Consider the following 18970-nt stretch of genomic DNA (forward strand, 5'->3'; position numbering starts at 1 on the left):
GAGGCCCTCGACATCGATCGCCCGATCTTTTATCCGGGACATTCCACAGAACAGGGGCGCGCGCTGATGTCATTGATCAACGACCTGGTCCAAGGCGTCGTCGACGGCGTGCTGAAGGACATTCTGAAGAAGCCGTCGAGCACCTCGAAGCGCGCCCGCCGCCGCAAGCGGACGACATCGACGAGTTCGGCCACGCTGCGCCAGATCGAGAAGCTTTTGAGGCCAGCCAAGAAGCAGACCAGCCGCAAGCGCACGGTCCGCTCGCGCTCGAAGGCACGCCGCAGCAGCTGACTGACGCCGCAACGCAGGTGCTGCACGGCAAAAAGGTCACATTTCCGGATTTCGGGTCGACCCGACGCTTGGAATGCTCGACTGTTGCAACCACATAGTGGCAGATGCTAGCAGTCTAACGAACATTGCCGGTCCGCCGGCCAGATCTGAGGTTTAGGTGCGCCATGAGCGGAATCAACGAATACATCGATAGCGAAGTGAAGAGCCAGGATGTCGTGGTTTTCATGAAGGGCACGCCCGGCTTCCCGCAGTGCGGCTTTTCCGGCCAGGTCGTCCAGATCCTCGACTACCTCGGTGTCGACTACAAGGGCGTCAACGTCCTGACCTCGAACGAGCTTCGCCAGGGCATCAAGGACTATTCCAACTGGCCGACCATCCCCCAGCTCTACGTTAAGGGTGAGTTCGTCGGCGGTTGCGACATCATCCGCGAGATGTTCCAGGCCGGCGAACTGCAGTCGTTCCTGGAAGAGAAGGGCGTGAGCGTCAAGGGCGCCGCCTGACCTAAGAATTACCGGCTCCGGCCTGTTCCGGGGTCCCGTTTGTGGCAAATGCGCCGGCTTGCCCGGCGCATTTCCGTTTGAATTGGATTCCGAATGGAACAGAAAGTCGCTCCCAGCGTCCGTCAGGACGCATTCCCGATTCCGCGTTGGGAATTCATCGCGCTGGCCGCCGCATTGATGGCCGTCAACGCGCTTGCCGTCGACATCATGCTGCCGGCGCTGCAGCAGATCGGTGCTGCCCTCAACGTCGAGAGCGAGAACCACCGGCAATATGTGATTACCGCCTATTTCGCCGGCCTCGCACTGGCGCTGCTGGCCTATGGCCCGATCTCCGACCAGTTCGGCCGGCGGAAGCCGCTGCTGTTCGGCCTCGGCATCTATGTGCTTGCGGCCTTCGCGGCGGCATTCGCGCCAAGCTTCGAAACGCTGCTTTTGCTGCGCTTCGTCCAGGGCATAGGTGCTGCGTCGACGCGCGTCATTGCGGTGTCGGTGGTGCGCGATCGCTTCGGCGGGCGGCAGATGGCCGAGATCATGTCGCTGATCTTCATGGTATTCATGGTCGTGCCGGTGGTGGCGCCCGCCATGGGGCAGATCGTCATGCTGTTTTCGGAATGGCACATGATTTTCATCGTCATGGCGGTGTCGGCGCTGGCGATCACGCTGTGGGCGGCGATTCGCCTGCCGGAGACGATGCATCCCGAGGACCGGCGGCCGCTGTCGGTGATGTCGATCGCCCGGGGCTTCCGCACCGTGCTCACCACGCGCATGTCGCTGTGGTACACGCTGGCCTCGATGACCATCTTCGGCGCGCTGTTCGGCTTCATCAACTCGGCGCAGCAGGTCTATGTCGGCCTCTACGGGCTCGGCGTGTGGTTCCCGGCAGTGTTTGCGGCCATTGCTGGCATGATGTCGGTGTCGTCGTTCCTCAACTCGCGTCTCGTCGTCAAATTCGGCATGCGCAAGCTGTCGCACGGCGCCCTGATCGGCTTCCTGCTGGTGAGTGCGATCTGGCTCGTCTGGTCGCTGACCGGGCCGGTGCCGTTTCCAGCCTTCATCGTGCTGTTTGCTCTGGCGATGTTCCAGTTCGGCTGGATCGGCTCCAACTTCAACTCGATCTCGATGGAGCCGCTTGGCCATATCGCCGGCACGGCATCCTCGGTGCAGGGTTTCATGCAGACCCTGGGCGGTGGCATGATCGGTGCGGCCATCGGCCAATCCTTCGATGGCACGACGGTGCCGCTGGCGATCGGTTTCTGCGGCGTCGCCTCGATTGGCCTGGTGATGGTGCTGATTGCCGAGAAGGGCAAGCTGTTCCGCGGCCAGCATGATCCGAAGCCGGCAGTTGCCGAGGTCCACTGACAGCGTCGACGACGGACAGCCTCTGAAATAGAAACAGCCCGAAAACCTCAAGGTTTTCGGGCTGTTCGTTTTGGTGATCCTGTCGACCTCAGCCAGCCATCAGGCTGGTGAAATCGAACAGCTTGCGATCGAGCAGATGCGACGGACGGGTGTTGGACAGCGCCCGCAGCATGGTGTCCTTGCGGCCCGGCATGCGCTTTTCGATGTCGTCCAACATCGCCTTCATGGCGTTGCGCTGCAGGCCTTCCTGGCTGCCGCAGAGGTCGCAGGGGATGATCGGAAACTTCATGCCCTCGGCGAATTTGGCCATGTCGGCCTCGGCGCAGAAGGCCAGAGGCCTCAGAACCATGACGTCGCCCTCGTCATTGAGCAGCTTGGGCGGCATGGCGGCGAGGCGTCCGCCATGGAACAGATTCATGAAAAAGGTCTCGAGAATGTCCTCGCGATGGTGGCCGAGCACCAGCGAGGAACAGCCCTCCTCACGCGCGATGCGGTAGAGGTGCCCTCGCCTGAGCCGCGAGCACAGTGAACAATAGGTGCTGCCCTCCGGCAGTTTCTCGGTAACGACCGAATAGGTGTCGCGATATTCGATGCGATGGGCGATGCCATTGGCATTGAGATAATCGGGCAGCACATTCTTGGGGAAGTTGGGCTGGCCCTGGTCGAGATTGCAGGCGAGCAGATCGACCGACAGCAGGCCGCGCCATTTGAGATCCATCAGGACCGCGAGCAGGCCATAGGAATCCTTGCCGCCCGACAGCGCCACCAGCCAGCGCTCGCCTGACCTGGCCATGGCATAGTCTTCGATCGCCTGGCGCGTCTGGCGCAGCAGTCGCTTGCGCAGCTTGTTGAACTCGACCGAGGACGGGGCATCGCGATAGAGCGGGAATGCACCCTCCGCAGGCTCGGCCAGCGCGTCCTGTTCGTGAATGCCCATCGGTCTGGTCCTTCAATCCACGGCGCGCAGATACGGGACAGCGCTGCCGTCAGCGGTATTCCGCAAATTCAGGCGGCGCGCAAGACATGCCCCCCAAACGAAAAGAGCGGCCGTTGCCGGCCGCCCTTTGAAATTCGATGCTATCCCGTCGCATCGCCAAGATGCGCCCAAGGCAGCGAGATTGAACGCGGCGCGAAGCACCGCGCTCTGGGGATTAGCGTGAATAGAATTCGACGACGAGGTTCGGTTCCATCTGCACTGCGTACGGAACGTCCGACAGGCCGGGAACGCGGGCGAAGGTCGCGACCATCTTGTTGTGATCGACTTCGATGTAGTCAGGAACGTCACGCTCGGCGAGACCAACCGACTCGAGAACGATGACCAGCTGCTTCGACTTCTCGCGGACTTCGATCACGTCGCCAGCCTTGCAGCGGTAGGACGAGATGTTGGTGCGCTTGCCGTTGACGTTGACGTGGCCGTGGTTGACGAACTGACGGGCAGCGAAAATGGTCGGCACGAACTTGGCACGGTAGACGACCGCATCCAGACGCGACTCGAGCAGGCCGATCAGGTTCTCGGAGGTGTCGCCCTTGCGGCGGTTTGCCTCTTCATAGGTCTTGCGGAACTGCTTTTCCGAAACGTCGCCGTAGTGACCCTTCAGCTTCTGCTTGGCGCGCAGCTGCAGACCGAAGTCCGAGAGCTTGCCCTTGCGGCGCTGGCCGTGCTGGCCGGGGCCGTATTCACGCTTGTTGACCGGGGACTTCGGACGGCCCCAGATGTTCTCGCCAAGACGGCGATCGATTTTGTACTTAGCGGATTCGCGCTTGCTCATCGCATTTCCCTTCAAAACGTTGCACCCGGAACTTCACGTTCCAGGCGAGGAAAACGCGCCCTCCTCTGGCCCCCGTTTTCGGAGCCTGACAGGATCTTCCACGCACGCATTGCGGAAAAGGTCCACGGGACACGTCAAATGAAACACCGGGCGTTTCGGCCCGGCGTTGGCGGCTAACTAGGCGAAACCGGCTGCAATGTCAACGCTTCCAAGGCAGCCGGCTCACTTCGCATCATGGAAGATGATGCCGAGCGTGAAGCGCTCGCCAGAGCGGATGCGGCTGACGCCGTGGCGCATCTTTACCCGATAGTCGCCGCGCGAACCAGCCTTGGGCCGGTCGTTGACGGCGAACAGAGCGCCATGGCCGATGCCGAGCGGAACCACCTCGGCGCGCGACTGCATGCGCGGACGCTGCTCGGTCATGACGAATTCGCCGCCTGCGAATTCGGATTGCGGGTCGGAGAGCAGAATCACCAACTGGACCGGAAACAGGTGCTCGCCATAGACGTCCTGGTGCAGGCAGTTGTAGTCGCCGGCACCGTATTTCAGGAGAAGCGGCGTCGGCCTGGTCTGGCCGTCGGCGTGGCATTCGGCAAGGAAAGCGTCAAGTTCGCAGGGATAACGCCTGGCGAGCCCCATGCGCTCGTTCCAGCCATTGGCGAAGGGCGCAAGGTGCTCATAGAAGCCGTGGCGCAGGCCCGAGATCACTTCAGGAAGCGGGTTGGCGAAGTATTTGTACTCCCCCGCCCCAAAACCATGACGCTGCATGACGATGCGGCTGCGGAATTGCGCGTCGCGGTCATAGAGCGCGCGCAAGGCCTGGCAGGTCTCGTTGTCGAGCAGCGGACCGGTCGGCGCGACACCAAACTCGTCGAGCTCACTGAGGATTCGCGTCCAGTCCAGGCGCGAAACGATAGGGCTTGGCTTCATGGCGGCGCTCCGTTGTTGTTGGAGGCCGACGCTATGCGCTCAATCCGGGCGCCGCATTCCGATTCCTGCGCGGCTCAGGTACCGAGATCGAACGCCTCCCGCGCCTGGCGCATGTTGTCACGATTGCTTGCGGCCCAGCCGCCGAGCGACGCGATCGGCACGGCAAGCGACTGGCCGAGCTCGGTCAGCCCGTATTCCACCTCCGGCGGGGTTGTCGGCCGCACCGTCCGGGTGACCAGCCCGTCACGCTCCAGCGAACGCAGGGTGACCGTCAGCATGCGCTGCGAGATGCCTTCGATCGCGCGCTTGAGCGCGTTGAAGCGCACCGGCTGCTCCTGGAGATTGATGATGACGAGGATGCTCCAGGTGTCGCCGACACGGTCGAGCACCTCGCGGATCGGGCATGTGCTGCGGCCGTCGGTTTCGAAGCCGGGGGTGGTGTGAAGCAGCGGCACCGCGGTTGTGGGTTTTGTCGGGGCGTTCATGTGGTTCCTCTGACGTAACCTGGGCACGAAATCATGCGTTCTTTTCGCCCTCTTCGGTTCGATCTATATGGTTATCGTTGGTAACCTGATTACAGATCATACCTGCATTCGCCTGAAATGGCAAAGCAGGCGAACAAGGAGAAGATCATGAAACTCGCTCTCATCGGCGCATCCGGCTTCGTCGGCAACGCGGTGCTCAAGGAAGCCGCTTCGCGTGACCACGAGGTCACGGCCATCGTGCGCACCCCGTCCAAGGTCGCCGCCCTCGACGGCGTCACCGCTGTCAAAGCCGACGTCAACGACATCGACGCGCTGAAGGCCGCGATCTCGGGCAGCGACGTCGTCGTCTCCGCCTTCAATGGCGGCTGGGGCGATCCGGAGATCTATGCCAAGCATCTCGCCGGCTCGAAGGCGATCGTCGCAGCCGCAAAGGCCGCCGGCAAGCGCGTCATCGTCGTCGGTGGCGCTGGCAGCCTCGAAATCGACGGCAAACAGCTGGTCGACGGCCCGCACTTCCCCGAAGCCTACAAGGACGGTGCACGCGCCGCGCGCGACGCCCTTGCGGCCCTGCGCGGCGAGACCGGTCTGGAATGGTCGTTCCTGTCGCCGGCAATCATGATGGCCCCGGGCGCACGCACCGCAAAATTCCGCACAGGTGGCGACCAGCCGGTGTTCGATGCCAATGGCGAAAGCCACATCTCGGTGGAAGACCTGGCCGTCGCCATCGTCAACGAGGCCGAAACGCCTGAGCATACGGGCAAGCGCTTCACCGTCGGCTACTGATCGGCTCGCCGAGGCTCAGTGCCCGACGGGTTTGCCGGACCTCAGTGCTTTGTCCTGTGCTCCGGCAAACCCTTGTGGCTGGTCTCGGCGAACTCCTCGAGTTCCTTTTCGGTCATCGATTCGTACATTTCCTTCGATGCGCCGACGAGTTCGCTCTTCTTGATCTCGCCGCGCTTGGCGGCGAGGGCTGCTCCAGCGGCTTTCTGCTGGGCTTTGGATACGGCTGGCATGGCGTTTCTCCTTACCTCTGGGCCTTTGGACCTCTGGGCCTTTGGACCTCTCGGGTTTGGAAAACGCCTGCCGGGCCGTCATGTTCCTTCGACCGTCAGTCCAAAGCCCTGCATCAGCCGGCGCGTCGCAAAATCGGTGCGCTTCGAGGTGAAGACGGCGATGTCGCGGCCGGCGTCGTCGCGCCACTCGCGCGAACCGTCGAGCAAGGACAGCGCGCGGCGCGCGATCGCCTCGGCCGGATCGATCCAGTCGACCGGCCAGGGCGCTGTCTTGCGCATGCGGTTGACCAGGAAAGGATAATGCGTGCAGGCAAGCACGACGATGTCGGTGCGGCGGCCGTCCTGCTCGACGAAGCACGGGGCGATTTCCTCGGCTACCGCCTGTTCATCGACGAAACCCTCGCGCATGTAGGTCTCGGCCAAGGCTGCCAGCCTGTGGCTGCCGACGAGGCGGACATGGCACTTCGACGCCCATTGGGTAATGAGGTCGCGCGTGTACTGGCGCTTCACCGTGCCCGGCGTGGCCAGCACCGAAACCAGGCCCGAACAGGTGCGCTCGGCCGCCGGCTTGATGGCCGGCACTGTGCCGACGAATGGGTGGTCGGGAAAACGCTCGCGGATCGCCTCGATGACCAGCGTCGAGGCGGTATTGCAGGGAATGACCGACAGCTCGGGCTTGAAGCGCTCGAGCAATTCGTCGAACAGGCCAAGGATGCGCTGCTTGAGCGCCGGCTCCTCCCAGTTGCCATAAGGAAATGCCGCATCATCGGCGACATAGACAAAGCGGCGGTCGGGCATCAGCACACGCGCCTCGCGCAGCACGGTCAGCCCGCCAATGCCGGAATCGAACATCAGGATCGGGCGGTCAGTCATTGTCGAGCCCTCTGCCGCCGACCGGCGGCGTGTCGTCCTCGTCGCTGCCGGCGCCACCCGAATGGGCGGCGAGGTCAACCCTGGCCTTGCGTTCGGGATAACCCTTGCCGCGCGGCTCCTTGGGCGAGAAATAGTCGAGCGAGGCAACGACGCCGCGCAGCACCTTGAGCTCGGGGGAGAAGAAGCCGGCCCGGGTCAGCACCGAGCGCAGATTGTCGACCATCTTCGGCTTCTTGGTCGCCGGGCGGAAATAGCCGCGCGCCTCGAGGGCGGATTCGAGGTGATTGAACAGGCCGTGCAACTCGTCCTTGGTCGCCGGCTTCATTTCCGGGCCAGAGAAATTGGTCTGGGTCTCATCTTCCAGACCTGATTTCATCCACTCATAGGACATCAACAGCACCGCCTGGGCGATGTTGAGCGAGGCAAATCTGGGATCGACCGGGAAGGTGACGATCTCGTCGGCCAGGCTCACTTCCTCGTTGTAGAGACCGAAACGCTCGCGCCCGAACAGTATGCCGGTGCGAAGACCTGACGCGGCGCGGCCGCGCAGCATGCGGCCGGCCTCGACGGGACCGCGCACTTCCTTGAAGCCGTCACGCTCGCGCGCGGTGGTGGCGAAGACGAAGTTGAGGTCGGCAACCGCCGATGCGAGGTCGGGGAAGACCACGACGGCGTCGATGACGTGATCGGCGTTGCTGGCAGCGGAGCGCGCCTTCTCGTTCGGCCAGCCGTCGCGTGGATTGACCAGGCGCAGTTCGCCGAGGCTGAAATTGGCCATGGCGCGCGCCACCATGCCGATGTTCTCGCCGAGCTGCGGCTCGACGAGGATGATCACGGGGGCCGCTGTTGGCATGGGGTTTTCTGACATTGTTGCGATTGAACCGAGAATTGCGCCTTTTGCGCGTCCCTGACATATTCGCGCGCGAAAATGAAGTTCCGGTAAGGGCGAGCCATGGCGGACGATCTCGCGGAACAGATCCTGGCCTTTGTCGGCGACGATCCCAATGTCGGCGAAATCCGTATGTTCGGCGGCACCTGCTTCACGCTCAACGGCAACATGATGGTCGGCACGCTGAAGGACGGCGCCTTGCTGGTGCGCGTCGGTGAGGAACAGGAGCCCGCGGCTCTCGCCTTGCCGGGCGCCAGGCGAATGGACTTCACCGGCCGCGAGATGAAAGGCTTCATCATGGTGGCGCCTGATAAGCTGGACGACCGGGCGATCGAGAGCTGGATCGCCATGGCGTCGCGCTTCGTCGGGCCGATGCCGCCGAAGACGGGCTCAGCCAGGCAAAAATGACCTGCGGCACCAGCGACGGCCAACGTCGCAGCCAGGCATTTCATACAATGTCAGCAAACAGGCCGAAGGTCGCAATCGCAATCATTTGCGCCGTCCGATTCGCTTTGGTATAGGGGCCGCACTCCCAATCGTGAACCCTCCGGGACCGGCTGGTTCCAGGCAAAAAGAGGCAATTTCCTATGGCGAAGATCAAGGTGGCCAAGCCCGTCGTCGAACTCGACGGCGACGAGATGACCCGCATCATCTGGCAGTTCATCAAGGACAAGCTGATCCACCCCTATCTCGACATCGACCTCGAATATTACGACCTCGGCATCGAACACCGCGACGCCACCAACGACCAGGTGACCATCGACGCTGCCAACGCCATCAACAAGCACGGCGTCGGCGTGAAGTGCGCCACCATCACGCCTGACGAGCAGCGCGTCGAGGAGTTCAAGCTCAAGAAGATGTGGAAGTCGCCCAACGGCACGATCCGCAACATCCTCGGCGGCACGATCTTCCGCGAGCCGATCATCATGAAGAACGTGCCGCGCCTGGTTCCGGGCTGGACCAAGCCGATCATCGTCGGCCGTCATGCCTTCGGCGACCAGTACAAGGCAACCGACTTCAAGTTCCCGGGCAAGGGCAAGCTGTCGATCAAGTTCGTCGGCGACGACGGCCAGGTGATCGAGCACGACGTGTTCGACGCCCCGGGCGCCGGCGTGGCGATGGCCATGTACAACCTCGACGAGTCGATCCGCGAATTCGCCCGCGCCTCGCTGAACTACGGCCTGCTGCGCAACTATCCGGTCTATCTGTCGACCAAGAACACCATTCTCAAGGCCTATGACGGCCGCTTCAAGGACATCTTCCAGGAGGTCTACGAGAAGGAATTCGAGGCCGAGTTCAAGGCGCGCAAGCTCTGGTACGAACACCGCCTCATCGACGACATGGTGGCTTCGAGCCTGAAGTGGTCGGGCGGTTATGTCTGGGCGTGCAAGAACTATGACGGCGACGTGCAGTCCGACACCGTGGCCCAGGGCTTCGGCTCGCTCGGCCTGATGACTTCGGTGCTGATGACCCCGGATGGCAAGACGGTGGAAGCTGAAGCTGCCCACGGCACCGTCACCCGCCACTACCGTCAGCACCAGAAGGGCGAGGAAACCTCGACCAACTCGATCGCCTCGATCTTCGCCTGGACCCGTGGCCTCGCCCACCGCGCCAAGCTCGACGACAACGCCGATCTGAAGCGTTTCTCCGAGACGCTGGAACGCGTCTGCATCCAGACGGTTGAAAGCGGCTTCATGACCAAGGACCTGTCGCTGCTGATTGGCCCCGACCAGCCCTGGCTGTCGACCACCGGTTTCCTCGACAAGATCGACGAGAACCTGCAGAAGGCGATGGGCTGATCTGCAAAAAGACAAGGCCGAACCCAGTGCATGCCGTTCATGTGACGTTTGCGACCGCGAACTATTCACAGGCCAGCAAATTGCTAGCAAAGACGGCATGCCGGTTCGGCCTTGATACCGTTGTCTACACACCGGACCATCCTGTGCTGCGCGATTTGGCGCAACGTTACCCGGCCATAATGAGCGCACGACGCGGTGCGGGCTATTGGCTCTGGAAGCCATTTGTCATCATGGATGTACTGAACAGCGTGCCGGATGGCACGCTGGTTCTCTACACCGACATCGCCATGACATTCATCGCCGACCCCGCGCCGCTCATCGCGCTGGCTGAAAAACACCCTGTTTGTCTCTTCCAGATGGGCAGCGCGATGCTGCAGTCGACATGGACAAAGCGCGATTGCTTTGTCGAGCTGAACGCCGACACCGATGAGTTCTGGTCGCTGCCGCAACTCGTAGGCGGCATTCAGCTTTACCGGGCTGGGCCGGAAGCAAGGCAGTTTGTGTCACGCCTTTCCGAAGCCATGACAAGCGAGGCATGTCTCACTGATGCCCCGAACATACACGGGCTTCCGAACCTGCCTGGCTTCGTCGACCATCGACATGACCAGTCGGTGCTGACGATCCTTGCGAAGAGACACAACGCAGCGCTGTTTCCCGATCCGTCGCAGTTTGGTCCATGGCAGAACGAGCCAGGCGAACAGCCATTCGGCGAGACAGTCTTTCTCCATCGCCGGCGGAACCAGCCGCTCCACAAGTGGGTGATCCGGCGGCTTCGCCGTCAATATACCGGTGGCCGCGAGTTTATCTGACGACCGCCGGATTTCCCTGCGCCCCCAACTCAGGCCAACGGCAGGTGGATGTCGGTCAGGAGCTCTGATGGCGCCACGTCGCGCGGGTTGTTGAGGTATTCCTCGAACATCAGCGCGTCGCGCAGTTGGCGACCCGATTTCGGCAACCATTCGGCATAGAGCCATTTGTAGGCCATGTGCATCTCGGCATACGGCCCCTTGTGGCGCAGCACGGCGTATTCGCCGCCCTGGATGGCGCGGCGCTCGAGCGGTGCGGCGGCAGGTGCCGACGCATCGGCGCTGACGCAGGCGACCGAGCGCAGTCTGTCCTCGGCAACGAGATCGGGGTCGTCGAGATAGATACCGATCATGCGCATGTCGGGCCGCGCCTGGCCGCGGGCGTAGAGCGTGCCGAACAGCTGCTCGAAGGCCTTGCCGATCTGCATGTAGGAGCCCTGATGGGGAACGCCGACGAGGCTGGTGTCGGATATGGTGCGGATCTGAACGTCGAACATGTGGGAAGCCTTTCCTCTGTGGGTTTCGAAGAGCTTGTGGCTTCCCTCCCTCCGGTAGCGCGCCGGCGGCATGCCGTAGACGGCCTTGAAGATGCGGTTGAACGACTGGACGTTGGGATAGCCGGACCGTTTCGCAATCTCCAGGACAGTCAGATCCGTCCCCACGATGTCGCCGGCGGCGCGGTGCAGCCTGAGGCGCTTGACCGTGGCGGCAGCCGTTTCACCGTAGATGGCGCGGTAGATCCTGTGCCAGTGGTAGCTCGACATGCAGGCGATGTCGGCCAGGCAGTCCATATCCAGCTCCTCGTCGAGATGCGCGTGGATGTGAGCCGAAACCCTTCTCAGGCGGGTTTCATAGACTGCCCATGCCGTTTCACCGTTCATGCCAAACCCTTTGCAAATCGATCGGCCGGACAGAAACATAGCCTGATTTGACAAATCCTGCTGAGTTCAAACCGGAGGTCCCGCACGCCTGCCGCATGACAATCCCCCAGGCCAGTGGGATAGCGGATGAGGACTGGAAGCGATACAGCTTGAGATTGCAGGCAAACAGCGTTCAGGGGCCAAGCCGATGCTGCATCACGTCGAAATCTATGTGTCGAACCTGGAGAGATCGCATGCCTTCTGGGCGTCTCTTCTCGCGCAGATCGGCTATGAGGAAACCGGGCGCTGGAACGATGGCTTCACGCTCGCCCACGGCAACCATGCCTATTTGACCTTCGTCCAGGTGGCCGAGAAGCACGCCCATCGGCCCTATCACCGGTCCGGCGTTGGCCTCAATCATCTGGCCTTTCGCGTGGAAGACAGGACGACCGTCGACAGGCTCAGGCAGGTCTGCCGGGACAACGGCATTCCCTGCCTCTATGACGAGCGTTATCCCTTCGCCAATGGCGGCAGCGACTATTACGCACTGTTCATCGAGGACCCCGACCGGATCAAGGTCGAATTTGTCGCTGCTTTTGAAGACTGATCCGCTGAAGACTGATCCGCCGGCCAGCGACCTGGACGTCGAGACGGCCAAATGAAAAGGGCGGGTGCCGAAGCTCCCGCCCTGTCGATTCCTCAGCCTGATCCAGGATCAGCCGGCCATTGCCTGGGCGACAGCCTCGACAGCCTCGTCGGCCTTGGTGGCGTCGGGGCCACCGGCCTGGGCCATGTCCGGACGGCCGCCGCCGCCCTTGCCGCCAAGGGCTGCGGATGCGACGCGAACCAGGTCGACGGCACTGAGGCGGTCGACGAGATCGGCCGTGACAGCCACGACAGCGCTGGCCTTGCCATCTTCCGACACGCCGATCAGCGTCACCACGCCCGAACCGAGGCCGGCCTTGCTTTCGTCGGCCAAGCCCTTGAGGTCCTTGGGGTCGACGCCTGACACAACTTTGCCGAGATACTTCACGCCAGATATCTCGCGCACCGCATCGGCGGAACCGCCCTGCCCGCCACCCATGGCGAGCCGCTTGCGCGCTTCGGTCAGCTCGCGTTCAAGCTTCTTGCGTTCATCGACCAGGGCTTCGACACGCGTCAGCACGTCGGCGGGCGACACCTTCAGTGCTGCTGCGACCGTCTTCAGGCGGCGGTCCTGCTCGTCGAGGTGACGACGCGCCGCCTCGCCGGTCAGCGCCTCGATGCGACGCACGCCGGCAGCGACGGCGCTGTCGGAGACGATGCGCACCAGGCCGATGTCGCCGGTGGAGCGGACATGGGTGCCGCCGCACAGCTCGACCGAATAGGGACGGTTGGCCTTGGCACCATGCAGGCCGGTGCCCATCGAGACGACCCGAACCTCGTCGCCATATTTTTCGCCGAACAGCGCCATCGCGCCCTCGGCAATGGCATCGTCGACGCTCATCAGGCGCGTGGTGACGGGGCTGTTCTGGACCACGATCTCGTTCGACATGCGCTCGACTTCCTCGAGCTCCTCGGCCGAGATCGGCTTGTTGTGCGAGATGTCGAAGCGCAGGCGCTCAGGCGCAACCAGCGAGCCCTTCTGCGCGACATGAGTGCCGAGCACCTCGCGCAGCGCCTCGTGGATCAAGTGGGTTGCCGAGTGGTTCGACCGCAAACGCGTCCGCCTGTTGTGGTCGACCTTGAGCTCGACGGCAGCGCCCGTCTTGAGCTTGCCCTTGGTGACCTTGCCGTAATGAACGAACAGGCCGTCGGCCTTCTTCTGGGTGTCGGTCACCTCGACGGCGAAGCCTTCGCCTGAAATGGTGCCGGTGTCGCCCATCTGGCCGCCCGACTCGCCGTAGAACGGCGTCTGGTTGACGACGATGGCGACGATGTCGCCCTCGTTCACGGCATCGACAACGGCGCCGTCCTTGAGCAGCGACAGGATCACGCCTTCGGCCTGCTCGGTCTCGTAGCCGAGGAATTCGGTGGCGCCGGTCTTTTCGCGGACGGAGAACCAGACGACCTCGGTCGCAGCCTCGCCGGAGCCCGCCCAGTTGGCGCGCGCCTCGGCCTTCTGCCGCTCCATCGCATCGGTGAAGCCGGCGAGATCCACCGAAATGCTGCGCTGGCGCAATGCGTCCTGCGTCAGGTCGAGCGGGAAGCCGTAGGTGTCGTAAAGCTTGAAGGCGGTTTCGCCGTCGAGCATGTCGCCCGAGCCCAGCGTCTCGGTGGCGTGCGCCAGCAGGCCCAGGCCGCGGGCGAGCGTCTTGCGGAAGCGGGTCTCTTCGAGCTTGAGCGTCTCGGTGATGAGTGCTTCGCCACGGACGAGCTCGGGATAGGCCTGCCCCATCTCGCGGATGAGTGCGGGCACCAGTTTCCACATCATCGGCTCCTGCGCGCCGAGAAGCTGCGCATGACGCATGGCGCGGCGCATGATGCGGCGCAGCACATAGCCACGGCCCTCATTCGAGGGCAGCACGCCATCGGCGACGAGGAAGCAGGACGAACGCAGGTGATCGGCCATAACGCGGTAGGAAGCGACATTGCTGTCATCCGGGCCACGGCCGATCGCCGAGGACGCGGCATCGATCAAGGTGCGGAACAGGTCTGTCTCGAACACGGTCTCGACGCCCTGCAGGATCGAGGCCATGCGCTCGAGGCCCATGCCGGTGTCGATGGACGGGCGCGGCAGCGAGATGCGCTCTTCCTTCGTCACCTGCTCATATTGCATGAAGACGAGGTTCCAGAATTCGAGGAAGCGGTCGCCATCCTCCTCGGGGCTGCCGGGAGGGCCGCCCCAGATGTGCTCGCCGCGGTCGATGAAGATTTCCGAGCACGGGCCGCACGGGCCGGTATCGCCCATCGCCCAGAAATTGTCCGAGGTGGCGATGCGAATGATGCGGTCGTCGGTGAAGCCGGCGATCTTCTTCCAGTGGTCGGCCGCCTCGTCGTCGGTGTGATAGACGGTGACGAGCAGCTTGTCCTTCTTGAGCCCGTACTCCTTGGTGATCAGGTTCCAGGCAAGCTCGATCGCCTGCTCCTTGAAATAGTCGCCAAAGGAGAAGTTGCCGAGCATCTCGAAGAAGGTGAGATGGCGCGCGGTGTAGCCGACATTGTCGAGGTCGTTGTGCTTGCCGCCGGCGCGCACGCTCTTCTGCGCGGTTGCGGCGCGCGAATAGGAGCGCGTCTCGAGCCCGGTGAAGACATTCTTGAACTGCACCATGCCGGCATTGGTGAACATCAAGGTCGGGTCATTGCGCGGGACGAGCGGACTGGAGGCTACGACCTCGTGTCCGTTCTTCTTGAAGTAGTCGAGAAATGTCGACCTGATCTCGTTCACGCCACTCATATTGCCGCCTTTGATCGCCGCCCTGAACAGATGCACCCCGCCCTTTGCAGGCGGAAATTGGAACTGGCCTTTTAGCCGCCCACCTTAACCCTGTCCAGAAACACCGGACCGGCAATAGCCCGCAATCCGCCGCCCGATCAGCGAAGCAGTCTTCACAAACGCAAACCGCCGGCACAATGGCCGGCGGTCGCTCAGATCGTCTGTCTTGGGTCTGGTCCGACGTTCGCCGGACCGGCCCCGAATGCGCCTACATCGCGCCAGCTTCGTCGCCGTCGTCTTCCTCGCGCGAGCCGTTCTCGAGGAACTTCTCGGCGATCAGACCGGCATTCTGCCTGAGCAGCTGTTCGATCTCACGCGCCGCGTCGGGATTGTTGCGCAGGAACAGCTTGGCGTTCTCGCGTCCCTGGCCGAGCCGCTGCGAATTGTAGGAGAACCAGGCGCCCGACTTCTCGACAACGCCGGCCTTGACGCCGAGATCGACGAGCTCGCCGGTCTTGGACACGCCTTCGCCATACATGATGTCAAACTCGACCTGCTTGAAGGGCGGGGCCAGCTTGTTCTTCACCACCTTGACGCGGGTCTGGTTGCCGACGACCTCGTCGCGGTCCTTGACCGAGCCGATGCGGCGGATGTCGAGGCGGACCGAAGCATAGAACTTGAGCGCGTTGCCGCCGGTGGTGGTCTCCGGCGAGCCGTACATGACGCCAATCTTCATGCGGATCTGGTTGATGAAGATGACCATGGTGTTGGAGCGCGAGATCGAGGCCGTCAGCTTGCGCAGCGCCTGGCTCATCAGGCGGGCCTGCAGGCCGGGCAGCGACTCGCCCATTTCACCCTCGATCTCGGCGCGCGGCGTCAGCGCTGCAACCGAGTCGACGACCAGCACGTCGATGGCGCCGGAACGCACCAGCGTATCGCAGATCTCCAGCGCCTGCTCGCCCGTGTCGGGCTGCGAGATCAGCAGGTTCTCGAGATCGACGCCGAGCTTGCGGGCATAGACCGGGTCGAGCGCGTGTTCGGCGTCGACGAAGGCGCAGATGCCGCCCTTCTTCTGGGCTTCGGCCACGGTGTGCAAAGCGAGCGTCGTCTTGCCCGAGCTTTCCGGCCCGTAGATTTCGATGATGCGTCCGCGCGGCAGGCCACCGACGCCAAGAGCGATGTCGAGGCCGAGCGAGCCGGTGGAGACCGTTCCGATCTCGACAACCTGCTCATTGGCGCCCAGGCGCATGATCGAGCCCTTGCCGAAGGCGCGTTCGATCTGCGACAGCGCCGCGTCCAGAGCCTTGGATTTGTCCACCGAATTATCCTCTACAAGCCGCAATGAATTCTGAGCCATGATACATCACCCCGTGGTCGTCAATGAAGGCCGGCAGATCCGGTGCCGATATAATTTTGTATCTGTTTTGTTCTCATTTGGCAAGAGCAGTCAACTTACTGATATTTATGTTTAATCACATGCGTGTTCTTTTTTTGTTTTAAAGCTGCACGTGATGCGATGTCGCATATGGCGCGACACGCCGCCGTGAAAATCCGCCCGCGCCGCGATTCGGTTGCCGCCCGCCTCGCCAGACACTAAGTTCCACGCCCGAAACCTCTGCCGGACACCTGCATCATGACGTCACCCAAGATCCTTGCCATCGGAGGCGCACATGTCGACCGGCGCGGCCGCATGACGGCACCGTTCGTGGCGGGCGCCTCGATCCCCGGCTCGATGAGCGAGGAGGTTGGCGGCGGCGCTTTCAATGCGTTGCGGGGTGCAGTGCGTCGCGGGGCGACCGGCGCCTTGATGTCGGTGCGCGGCGGCGACGCGGCCGGCGACGCCGTGGCGTCGGAGATCGCGACCAACGGCATCGAGGACCTGTCGGCCATCTTCCTCGACCGGGCGACGCCGAGCTACACCGCCCTGCTCGACCGCGACGGCGACGTGGTCGCGGCACTGGCAGACATGAGCCTCTACGAACTTGCCTTCGCCAAGCAGCTCAGGCGCGCCAAGACGCGTGAGGCGATCGCAGGCACGGATGCCGTGCTGTGCGACGCCAACCTGCCCGAAGCAGCGCTGGCCAAGCTCGGCGAGATTGCCGACAAGCCGCTGTTTGCCATTGCGATTTCGCCCGCCAAGGCGGTGCGGCTGGCGCCGATCCTCGGCAAGCTCTCCTGCCTCTACATGAACCGGCGCGAGGCGGCGGTGCTGGCTGATGTCGCTGCCGATTCCACGCCCGACGCCTTCGCCCGCGGCCTGCGCGCCACGGGGCTCAAGCGCGGGGTCGTCACGGCAGGCGGAAGCTCGGTCTTTGCCTATGACGCCGCCGGCCTGATGGAGATCACACCGCCTGCCCCACGCTGGATCGTCGACGTGACCGGCGCCGGCGACGCGCTGGCGGGGGCAACGACGGTGGCGCTTCTGCGCGGGCTGCCGCTCGAGCGGGCGCTGCGCGAGGGCATTGCCGCAGCCGTGCTGGCCATAGAAAGTGCCTCGGCGGTGCCCGATCTCGCCCAGGCAGACTTTGACGCGGCGCTGGCCCTTGTGCCGCAAGCCCGGGAAATGGCATGACGCGGACCAAGGAGACCAACATGACGCCTGAAACCGCCCGCCCCTTCATCGACATCCACGCGCCCGTCGCCGCAGCTCTTGCCGCCGGCAAGCCGGTTGTCGCGCTCGAAAGCACCATCATCACCCACGGCATGCCCTATCCCGACAATTCGGCTATGGCGGCCAATGTCGAGAAGATCATCTCGGACGAAGGTGCGGTGCCCGCAACGATCGCCGTCATCGGCGGCCGCATCAAGATCGGCCTGTCGGACGGCGAGCGCGAATCGCTGGCCATGACCGGCGGCGCAATGAAGCTGTCGCGCGCCGACATCGCCTATGCAGTTGCCGAAGGCCGCACCGGCGGCACGACCGTGGCAGCGACGATGATCGCGGCCCATCTCGCCGGCATCAAGGTGTTCGCGACCGGCGGCATCGGCGGCGTGCATAAGGGCGCCGAAAAGAGCTTTGACATCTCGGCCGACCTCGACGAGCTGGCGCGCACGCCTGTCATCGTGGTCTCGGCCGGCGCCAAGGCGATCCTCGACATCGAAAAGACGTTGGAAGTGCTGGAGACGCGCGGTGTGCCTGTTGTCGCCTACGGCTCCGACATCGTGCCGGCCTTCTGGTCGCGCAAGTCGCCCTATGCGGCGCCGCTGCGCCTCGACACAGCTGACAAGATCGCCCGCCTGCATGCGACGCGCGCAGCACTCGGCCTCGACGGCGGCCTTTTGGTCGCCAACCCGGTGCCGGAGAGCGACGAGATCCCGACTGAAACAATGGCCGGCTACATCGAAGCGGCCCAGAAGGCGGCCGAGGCGCAAAACATCTCGGGCAAGGCGGTGACGCCGTTCCTGCTGGCCAAGATTCTCGAACTGACCAACGGCGCCAGCTTGAAGACCAACATCGCCTTGGTCGAGAACAATGCGCGGCTGGCGGCCAAGGTGGCGATCGCGCTGGCCAAGGCGTGAACCGCATTCGCAATACACATTAATATTAGCTAGGCACAATATACATTCCGGACAGGCAGGCTTAAGCTGCGGCGCGGCCAGCCTGCCGTCCGGGATTGCCCGGCGGCATCATCGGGGTTTGCGTGATGTCCGACAGTGGCGGGCGTTGCCGACTTCTCAGCATGCAGGTATTCGCGCGCTGCTGCGCTGCCGTAGCGTTTGCGTTGCTGGCATTGTCTGTCATGACCGCCCCGGCTTCGGCGCATCGGGCGGCTTCAGGCTGGAACTATCCGCCGGCCTGCTGCCATGGCGACATCGAACATGGCGAGTGCCAGGCCATTCCCGAGAAGTCAGTCAAGGAGAATGGCGGCGGCTGGTCGATCGTGCTGGAGCCCGGCGATCACCGCAAGGTGACGCACCACAACCGCTATTTCGTACCCTATGGCTCGGAAATCCCCTCGGGCGACGGCAACTATCACATCTGCCTGCATCCGACCGAAGAGCACGAGAACTGCTTCTTCGTGCCGCCCGGCGAGATGTGAG

At 63.3% G+C, this 18970-nt stretch carries 21 protein-coding genes; 11 read left to right on the forward strand and 10 right to left on the reverse strand.

The genetic code is table 11. The features are described 5' to 3' along the window. Positions 1 to 66: 66 nt before the first annotated feature. The 3 genes from N7E70_RS19345 to N7E70_RS19355 all read left to right on the forward strand — a co-directional run bounded on the left by N7E70_RS19345 (position 67) and on the right by N7E70_RS19355 (position 2150). Entirely contained in the window at positions 67 to 291 is a 225-nt protein-coding gene (locus N7E70_RS19345) for a hypothetical protein (protein ID WP_067962630.1), read from the forward strand. 164 nt (positions 292 to 455) lie between these two features. Beyond that, on the forward strand, positions 456 to 791 hold the full coding sequence (grxD, locus tag N7E70_RS19350; protein WP_067962632.1) for a Grx4 family monothiol glutaredoxin: 336 nt from the start codon (positions 456 to 458) through the stop codon (positions 789 to 791). A gap of 93 nt (positions 792 to 884) precedes the next feature. Further along, positions 885 to 2150: a multidrug effflux MFS transporter gene (locus N7E70_RS19355; RefSeq protein ID WP_442866467.1), complete on the forward strand. Its 1266-nt coding sequence runs from the start codon at positions 885 to 887 to the stop codon at positions 2148 to 2150. Between the two features lie 88 nt (positions 2151 to 2238). Here N7E70_RS19355 and ttcA read toward each other — a convergent pair whose 3' ends face one another. From ttcA to N7E70_RS19375, 4 genes are all read right to left on the reverse strand, one after another. Further along, positions 2239 to 3087 (reverse strand): tRNA 2-thiocytidine(32) synthetase TtcA, encoded by an 849-nt coding sequence (gene ttcA, locus N7E70_RS19360; protein ID WP_154386084.1) that lies wholly within the window; start codon positions 3085 to 3087, stop codon positions 2239 to 2241. A gap of 214 nt (positions 3088 to 3301) precedes the next feature. After that, entirely contained in the window at positions 3302 to 3919 is a 618-nt protein-coding gene (rpsD, locus tag N7E70_RS19365) for a 30S ribosomal protein S4 (protein ID WP_067962637.1), read from the reverse strand. A gap of 222 nt (positions 3920 to 4141) precedes the next feature. Further along, positions 4142 to 4849: a 2OG-Fe(II) oxygenase gene (locus N7E70_RS19370; protein ID WP_182573845.1), complete on the reverse strand. Its 708-nt coding sequence runs from the start codon at positions 4847 to 4849 to the stop codon at positions 4142 to 4144. Between the two features lie 74 nt (positions 4850 to 4923). Further along, positions 4924 to 5334 carry a winged helix-turn-helix transcriptional regulator gene (locus N7E70_RS19375; protein WP_067962642.1) on the reverse strand — a complete coding sequence of 137 codons (411 nt, stop codon included), beginning with the start codon at positions 5332 to 5334 and terminating at the stop codon, positions 4924 to 4926. A gap of 147 nt (positions 5335 to 5481) precedes the next feature. Between N7E70_RS19375 and N7E70_RS19380 the strand changes: the two genes are divergently transcribed. Then, positions 5482 to 6117 carry an NAD(P)-dependent oxidoreductase gene (locus N7E70_RS19380; protein WP_154385523.1) on the forward strand — a complete coding sequence of 212 codons (636 nt, stop codon included), beginning with the start codon at positions 5482 to 5484 and terminating at the stop codon, positions 6115 to 6117. A 41-nt stretch (positions 6118 to 6158) separates the two neighbouring features. On the opposite strand, the gene N7E70_RS19385 is transcribed toward N7E70_RS19380, so the two are convergent. The 3 genes from N7E70_RS19385 to N7E70_RS19395 all read right to left on the reverse strand — a co-directional run bounded on the left by N7E70_RS19385 (position 6159) and on the right by N7E70_RS19395 (position 8073). Further along, positions 6159 to 6347, reverse strand: a complete 189-nt coding sequence (locus N7E70_RS19385; RefSeq protein WP_067962645.1) for a DUF3008 family protein — start codon at positions 6345 to 6347, stop codon at positions 6159 to 6161. A gap of 78 nt (positions 6348 to 6425) precedes the next feature. Continuing rightward, positions 6426 to 7220 carry a glutamate racemase gene (gene murI / locus N7E70_RS19390; protein ID WP_067962648.1) on the reverse strand — a complete coding sequence of 265 codons (795 nt, stop codon included), beginning with the start codon at positions 7218 to 7220 and terminating at the stop codon, positions 6426 to 6428. Beyond that, entirely contained in the window at positions 7213 to 8073 is an 861-nt protein-coding gene (locus N7E70_RS19395) for an RNA methyltransferase (protein WP_246340630.1), read from the reverse strand. Before N7E70_RS19395 ends, murI begins: the two co-directional genes overlap by 8 nt. Positions 8074 to 8172: 99 nt before the next feature. Between N7E70_RS19395 and N7E70_RS19400 the strand changes: the two genes are divergently transcribed. From N7E70_RS19400 to N7E70_RS19410, 3 genes are all read left to right on the forward strand, one after another. Next, on the forward strand, positions 8173 to 8517 hold the full coding sequence (locus tag N7E70_RS19400; RefSeq protein ID WP_154385525.1) for a TfoX/Sxy family protein: 345 nt from the start codon (positions 8173 to 8175) through the stop codon (positions 8515 to 8517). Between the two features lie 179 nt (positions 8518 to 8696). After that, positions 8697 to 9908, forward strand: a complete 1212-nt coding sequence (locus tag N7E70_RS19405; protein ID WP_067962660.1) for an NADP-dependent isocitrate dehydrogenase — start codon at positions 8697 to 8699, stop codon at positions 9906 to 9908. 26 nt (positions 9909 to 9934) lie between these two features. After that, a complete protein-coding gene (locus N7E70_RS19410; RefSeq protein WP_067962663.1) occupies positions 9935 to 10717 on the forward strand; it encodes a hypothetical protein in 783 nt (260 codons plus the stop codon). 29 nt (positions 10718 to 10746) lie between these two features. Here N7E70_RS19410 and N7E70_RS19415 read toward each other — a convergent pair whose 3' ends face one another. Then, entirely contained in the window at positions 10747 to 11595 is an 849-nt protein-coding gene (locus N7E70_RS19415) for an AraC family transcriptional regulator (protein WP_067962666.1), read from the reverse strand. Positions 11596 to 11782: 187 nt separating this feature from the next. Between N7E70_RS19415 and N7E70_RS19420 the strand changes: the two genes are divergently transcribed. Beyond that, complete coding sequence (locus N7E70_RS19420) at positions 11783 to 12181, forward strand: VOC family protein (RefSeq protein WP_067962669.1); 399 nt, start codon at positions 11783 to 11785, stop codon at positions 12179 to 12181. Between the two features lie 108 nt (positions 12182 to 12289). Here the strand turns inward: N7E70_RS19420 and alaS are convergent, their stop codons facing one another. Together alaS and recA are read right to left on the reverse strand one after the other, a co-directional pair. Then, positions 12290 to 14950 (reverse strand): alanine--tRNA ligase, encoded by a 2661-nt coding sequence (gene alaS, locus N7E70_RS19425; protein WP_263007323.1) that lies wholly within the window; start codon positions 14948 to 14950, stop codon positions 12290 to 12292. 247 nt (positions 14951 to 15197) lie between these two features. Continuing rightward, positions 15198 to 16286, reverse strand: coding sequence for a recombinase RecA (gene recA, locus N7E70_RS19430; protein WP_067962672.1), 1089 nt, complete (start codon positions 16284 to 16286; stop codon positions 15198 to 15200). Between the two features lie 276 nt (positions 16287 to 16562). Between recA and N7E70_RS19435 the strand changes: the two genes are divergently transcribed. From N7E70_RS19435 to N7E70_RS19445, 3 genes are all read left to right on the forward strand, one after another. After that, positions 16563 to 17501, forward strand: coding sequence for a carbohydrate kinase family protein (locus N7E70_RS19435; protein WP_263007324.1), 939 nt, complete (start codon positions 16563 to 16565; stop codon positions 17499 to 17501). A gap of 20 nt (positions 17502 to 17521) precedes the next feature. Continuing rightward, positions 17522 to 18448 (forward strand): pseudouridine-5'-phosphate glycosidase, encoded by a 927-nt coding sequence (locus N7E70_RS19440; protein WP_263007338.1) that lies wholly within the window; start codon positions 17522 to 17524, stop codon positions 18446 to 18448. Positions 18449 to 18669: 221 nt separating this feature from the next. Beyond that, positions 18670 to 18969, forward strand: a complete 300-nt coding sequence (locus tag N7E70_RS19445; protein ID WP_154385528.1) for a hypothetical protein — start codon at positions 18670 to 18672, stop codon at positions 18967 to 18969. The last annotated feature ends 1 nt before the right edge of the window (position 18970 follow it).

Source organism: Aminobacter sp. NyZ550 (assembly GCF_025628925.2).
GTDB lineage: Bacteria > Pseudomonadota > Alphaproteobacteria > Rhizobiales > Rhizobiaceae > Aminobacter > Aminobacter ciceronei.

What these genes read in the sequence shown, in the direction of transcription:
- N7E70_RS19385 (WP_067962645.1), bottom strand. Translation starts at nt 6,347, where the DNA reads ATGCCAGCCGTATCCAAAGCCCAGCAGAAAGCCGCTGGAGCAGCCCTC.
- N7E70_RS19395 (WP_246340630.1), bottom strand. Translation starts at nt 8,073, where the DNA reads ATGCCAACAGCGGCCCCCGTGATCATCCTCGTCGAGCCGCAGCTCGGC.
- N7E70_RS19370 (WP_182573845.1), bottom strand. Translation starts at nt 4,849, where the DNA reads ATGAAGCCAAGCCCTATCGTTTCGCGCCTGGACTGGACGCGAATCCTC.
- N7E70_RS19375 (WP_067962642.1), bottom strand. Translation starts at nt 5,334, where the DNA reads ATGAACGCCCCGACAAAACCCACAACCGCGGTGCCGCTGCTTCACACC.
- N7E70_RS19445 (WP_154385528.1), top strand. Translation starts at nt 18,670, where the DNA reads ATGACCGCCCCGGCTTCGGCGCATCGGGCGGCTTCAGGCTGGAACTAT.
- ttcA (WP_154386084.1), bottom strand. Translation starts at nt 3,087, where the DNA reads ATGGGCATTCACGAACAGGACGCGCTGGCCGAGCCTGCGGAGGGTGCA.
- N7E70_RS19380 (WP_154385523.1), top strand. Translation starts at nt 5,482, where the DNA reads ATGAAACTCGCTCTCATCGGCGCATCCGGCTTCGTCGGCAACGCGGTG.
- N7E70_RS19440 (WP_263007338.1), top strand. Translation starts at nt 17,522, where the DNA reads ATGACGCCTGAAACCGCCCGCCCCTTCATCGACATCCACGCGCCCGTC.
- N7E70_RS19400 (WP_154385525.1), top strand. Translation starts at nt 8,173, where the DNA reads ATGGCGGACGATCTCGCGGAACAGATCCTGGCCTTTGTCGGCGACGAT.
- N7E70_RS19345 (WP_067962630.1), top strand. Translation starts at nt 67, where the DNA reads ATGTCATTGATCAACGACCTGGTCCAAGGCGTCGTCGACGGCGTGCTG.
- murI (WP_067962648.1), bottom strand. Translation starts at nt 7,220, where the DNA reads ATGACTGACCGCCCGATCCTGATGTTCGATTCCGGCATTGGCGGGCTG.
- N7E70_RS19435 (WP_263007324.1), top strand. Translation starts at nt 16,563, where the DNA reads ATGACGTCACCCAAGATCCTTGCCATCGGAGGCGCACATGTCGACCGG.
- N7E70_RS19420 (WP_067962669.1), top strand. Translation starts at nt 11,783, where the DNA reads ATGCTGCATCACGTCGAAATCTATGTGTCGAACCTGGAGAGATCGCAT.
- rpsD (WP_067962637.1), bottom strand. Translation starts at nt 3,919, where the DNA reads ATGAGCAAGCGCGAATCCGCTAAGTACAAAATCGATCGCCGTCTTGGC.
- alaS (WP_263007323.1), bottom strand. Translation starts at nt 14,950, where the DNA reads ATGAGTGGCGTGAACGAGATCAGGTCGACATTTCTCGACTACTTCAAG.
- recA (WP_067962672.1), bottom strand. Translation starts at nt 16,286, where the DNA reads ATGGCTCAGAATTCATTGCGGCTTGTAGAGGATAATTCGGTGGACAAA.
- N7E70_RS19355 (WP_442866467.1), top strand. Translation starts at nt 885, where the DNA reads ATGGAACAGAAAGTCGCTCCCAGCGTCCGTCAGGACGCATTCCCGATT.
- N7E70_RS19405 (WP_067962660.1), top strand. Translation starts at nt 8,697, where the DNA reads ATGGCGAAGATCAAGGTGGCCAAGCCCGTCGTCGAACTCGACGGCGAC.
- N7E70_RS19415 (WP_067962666.1), bottom strand. Translation starts at nt 11,595, where the DNA reads ATGAACGGTGAAACGGCATGGGCAGTCTATGAAACCCGCCTGAGAAGG.
- grxD (WP_067962632.1), top strand. Translation starts at nt 456, where the DNA reads ATGAGCGGAATCAACGAATACATCGATAGCGAAGTGAAGAGCCAGGAT.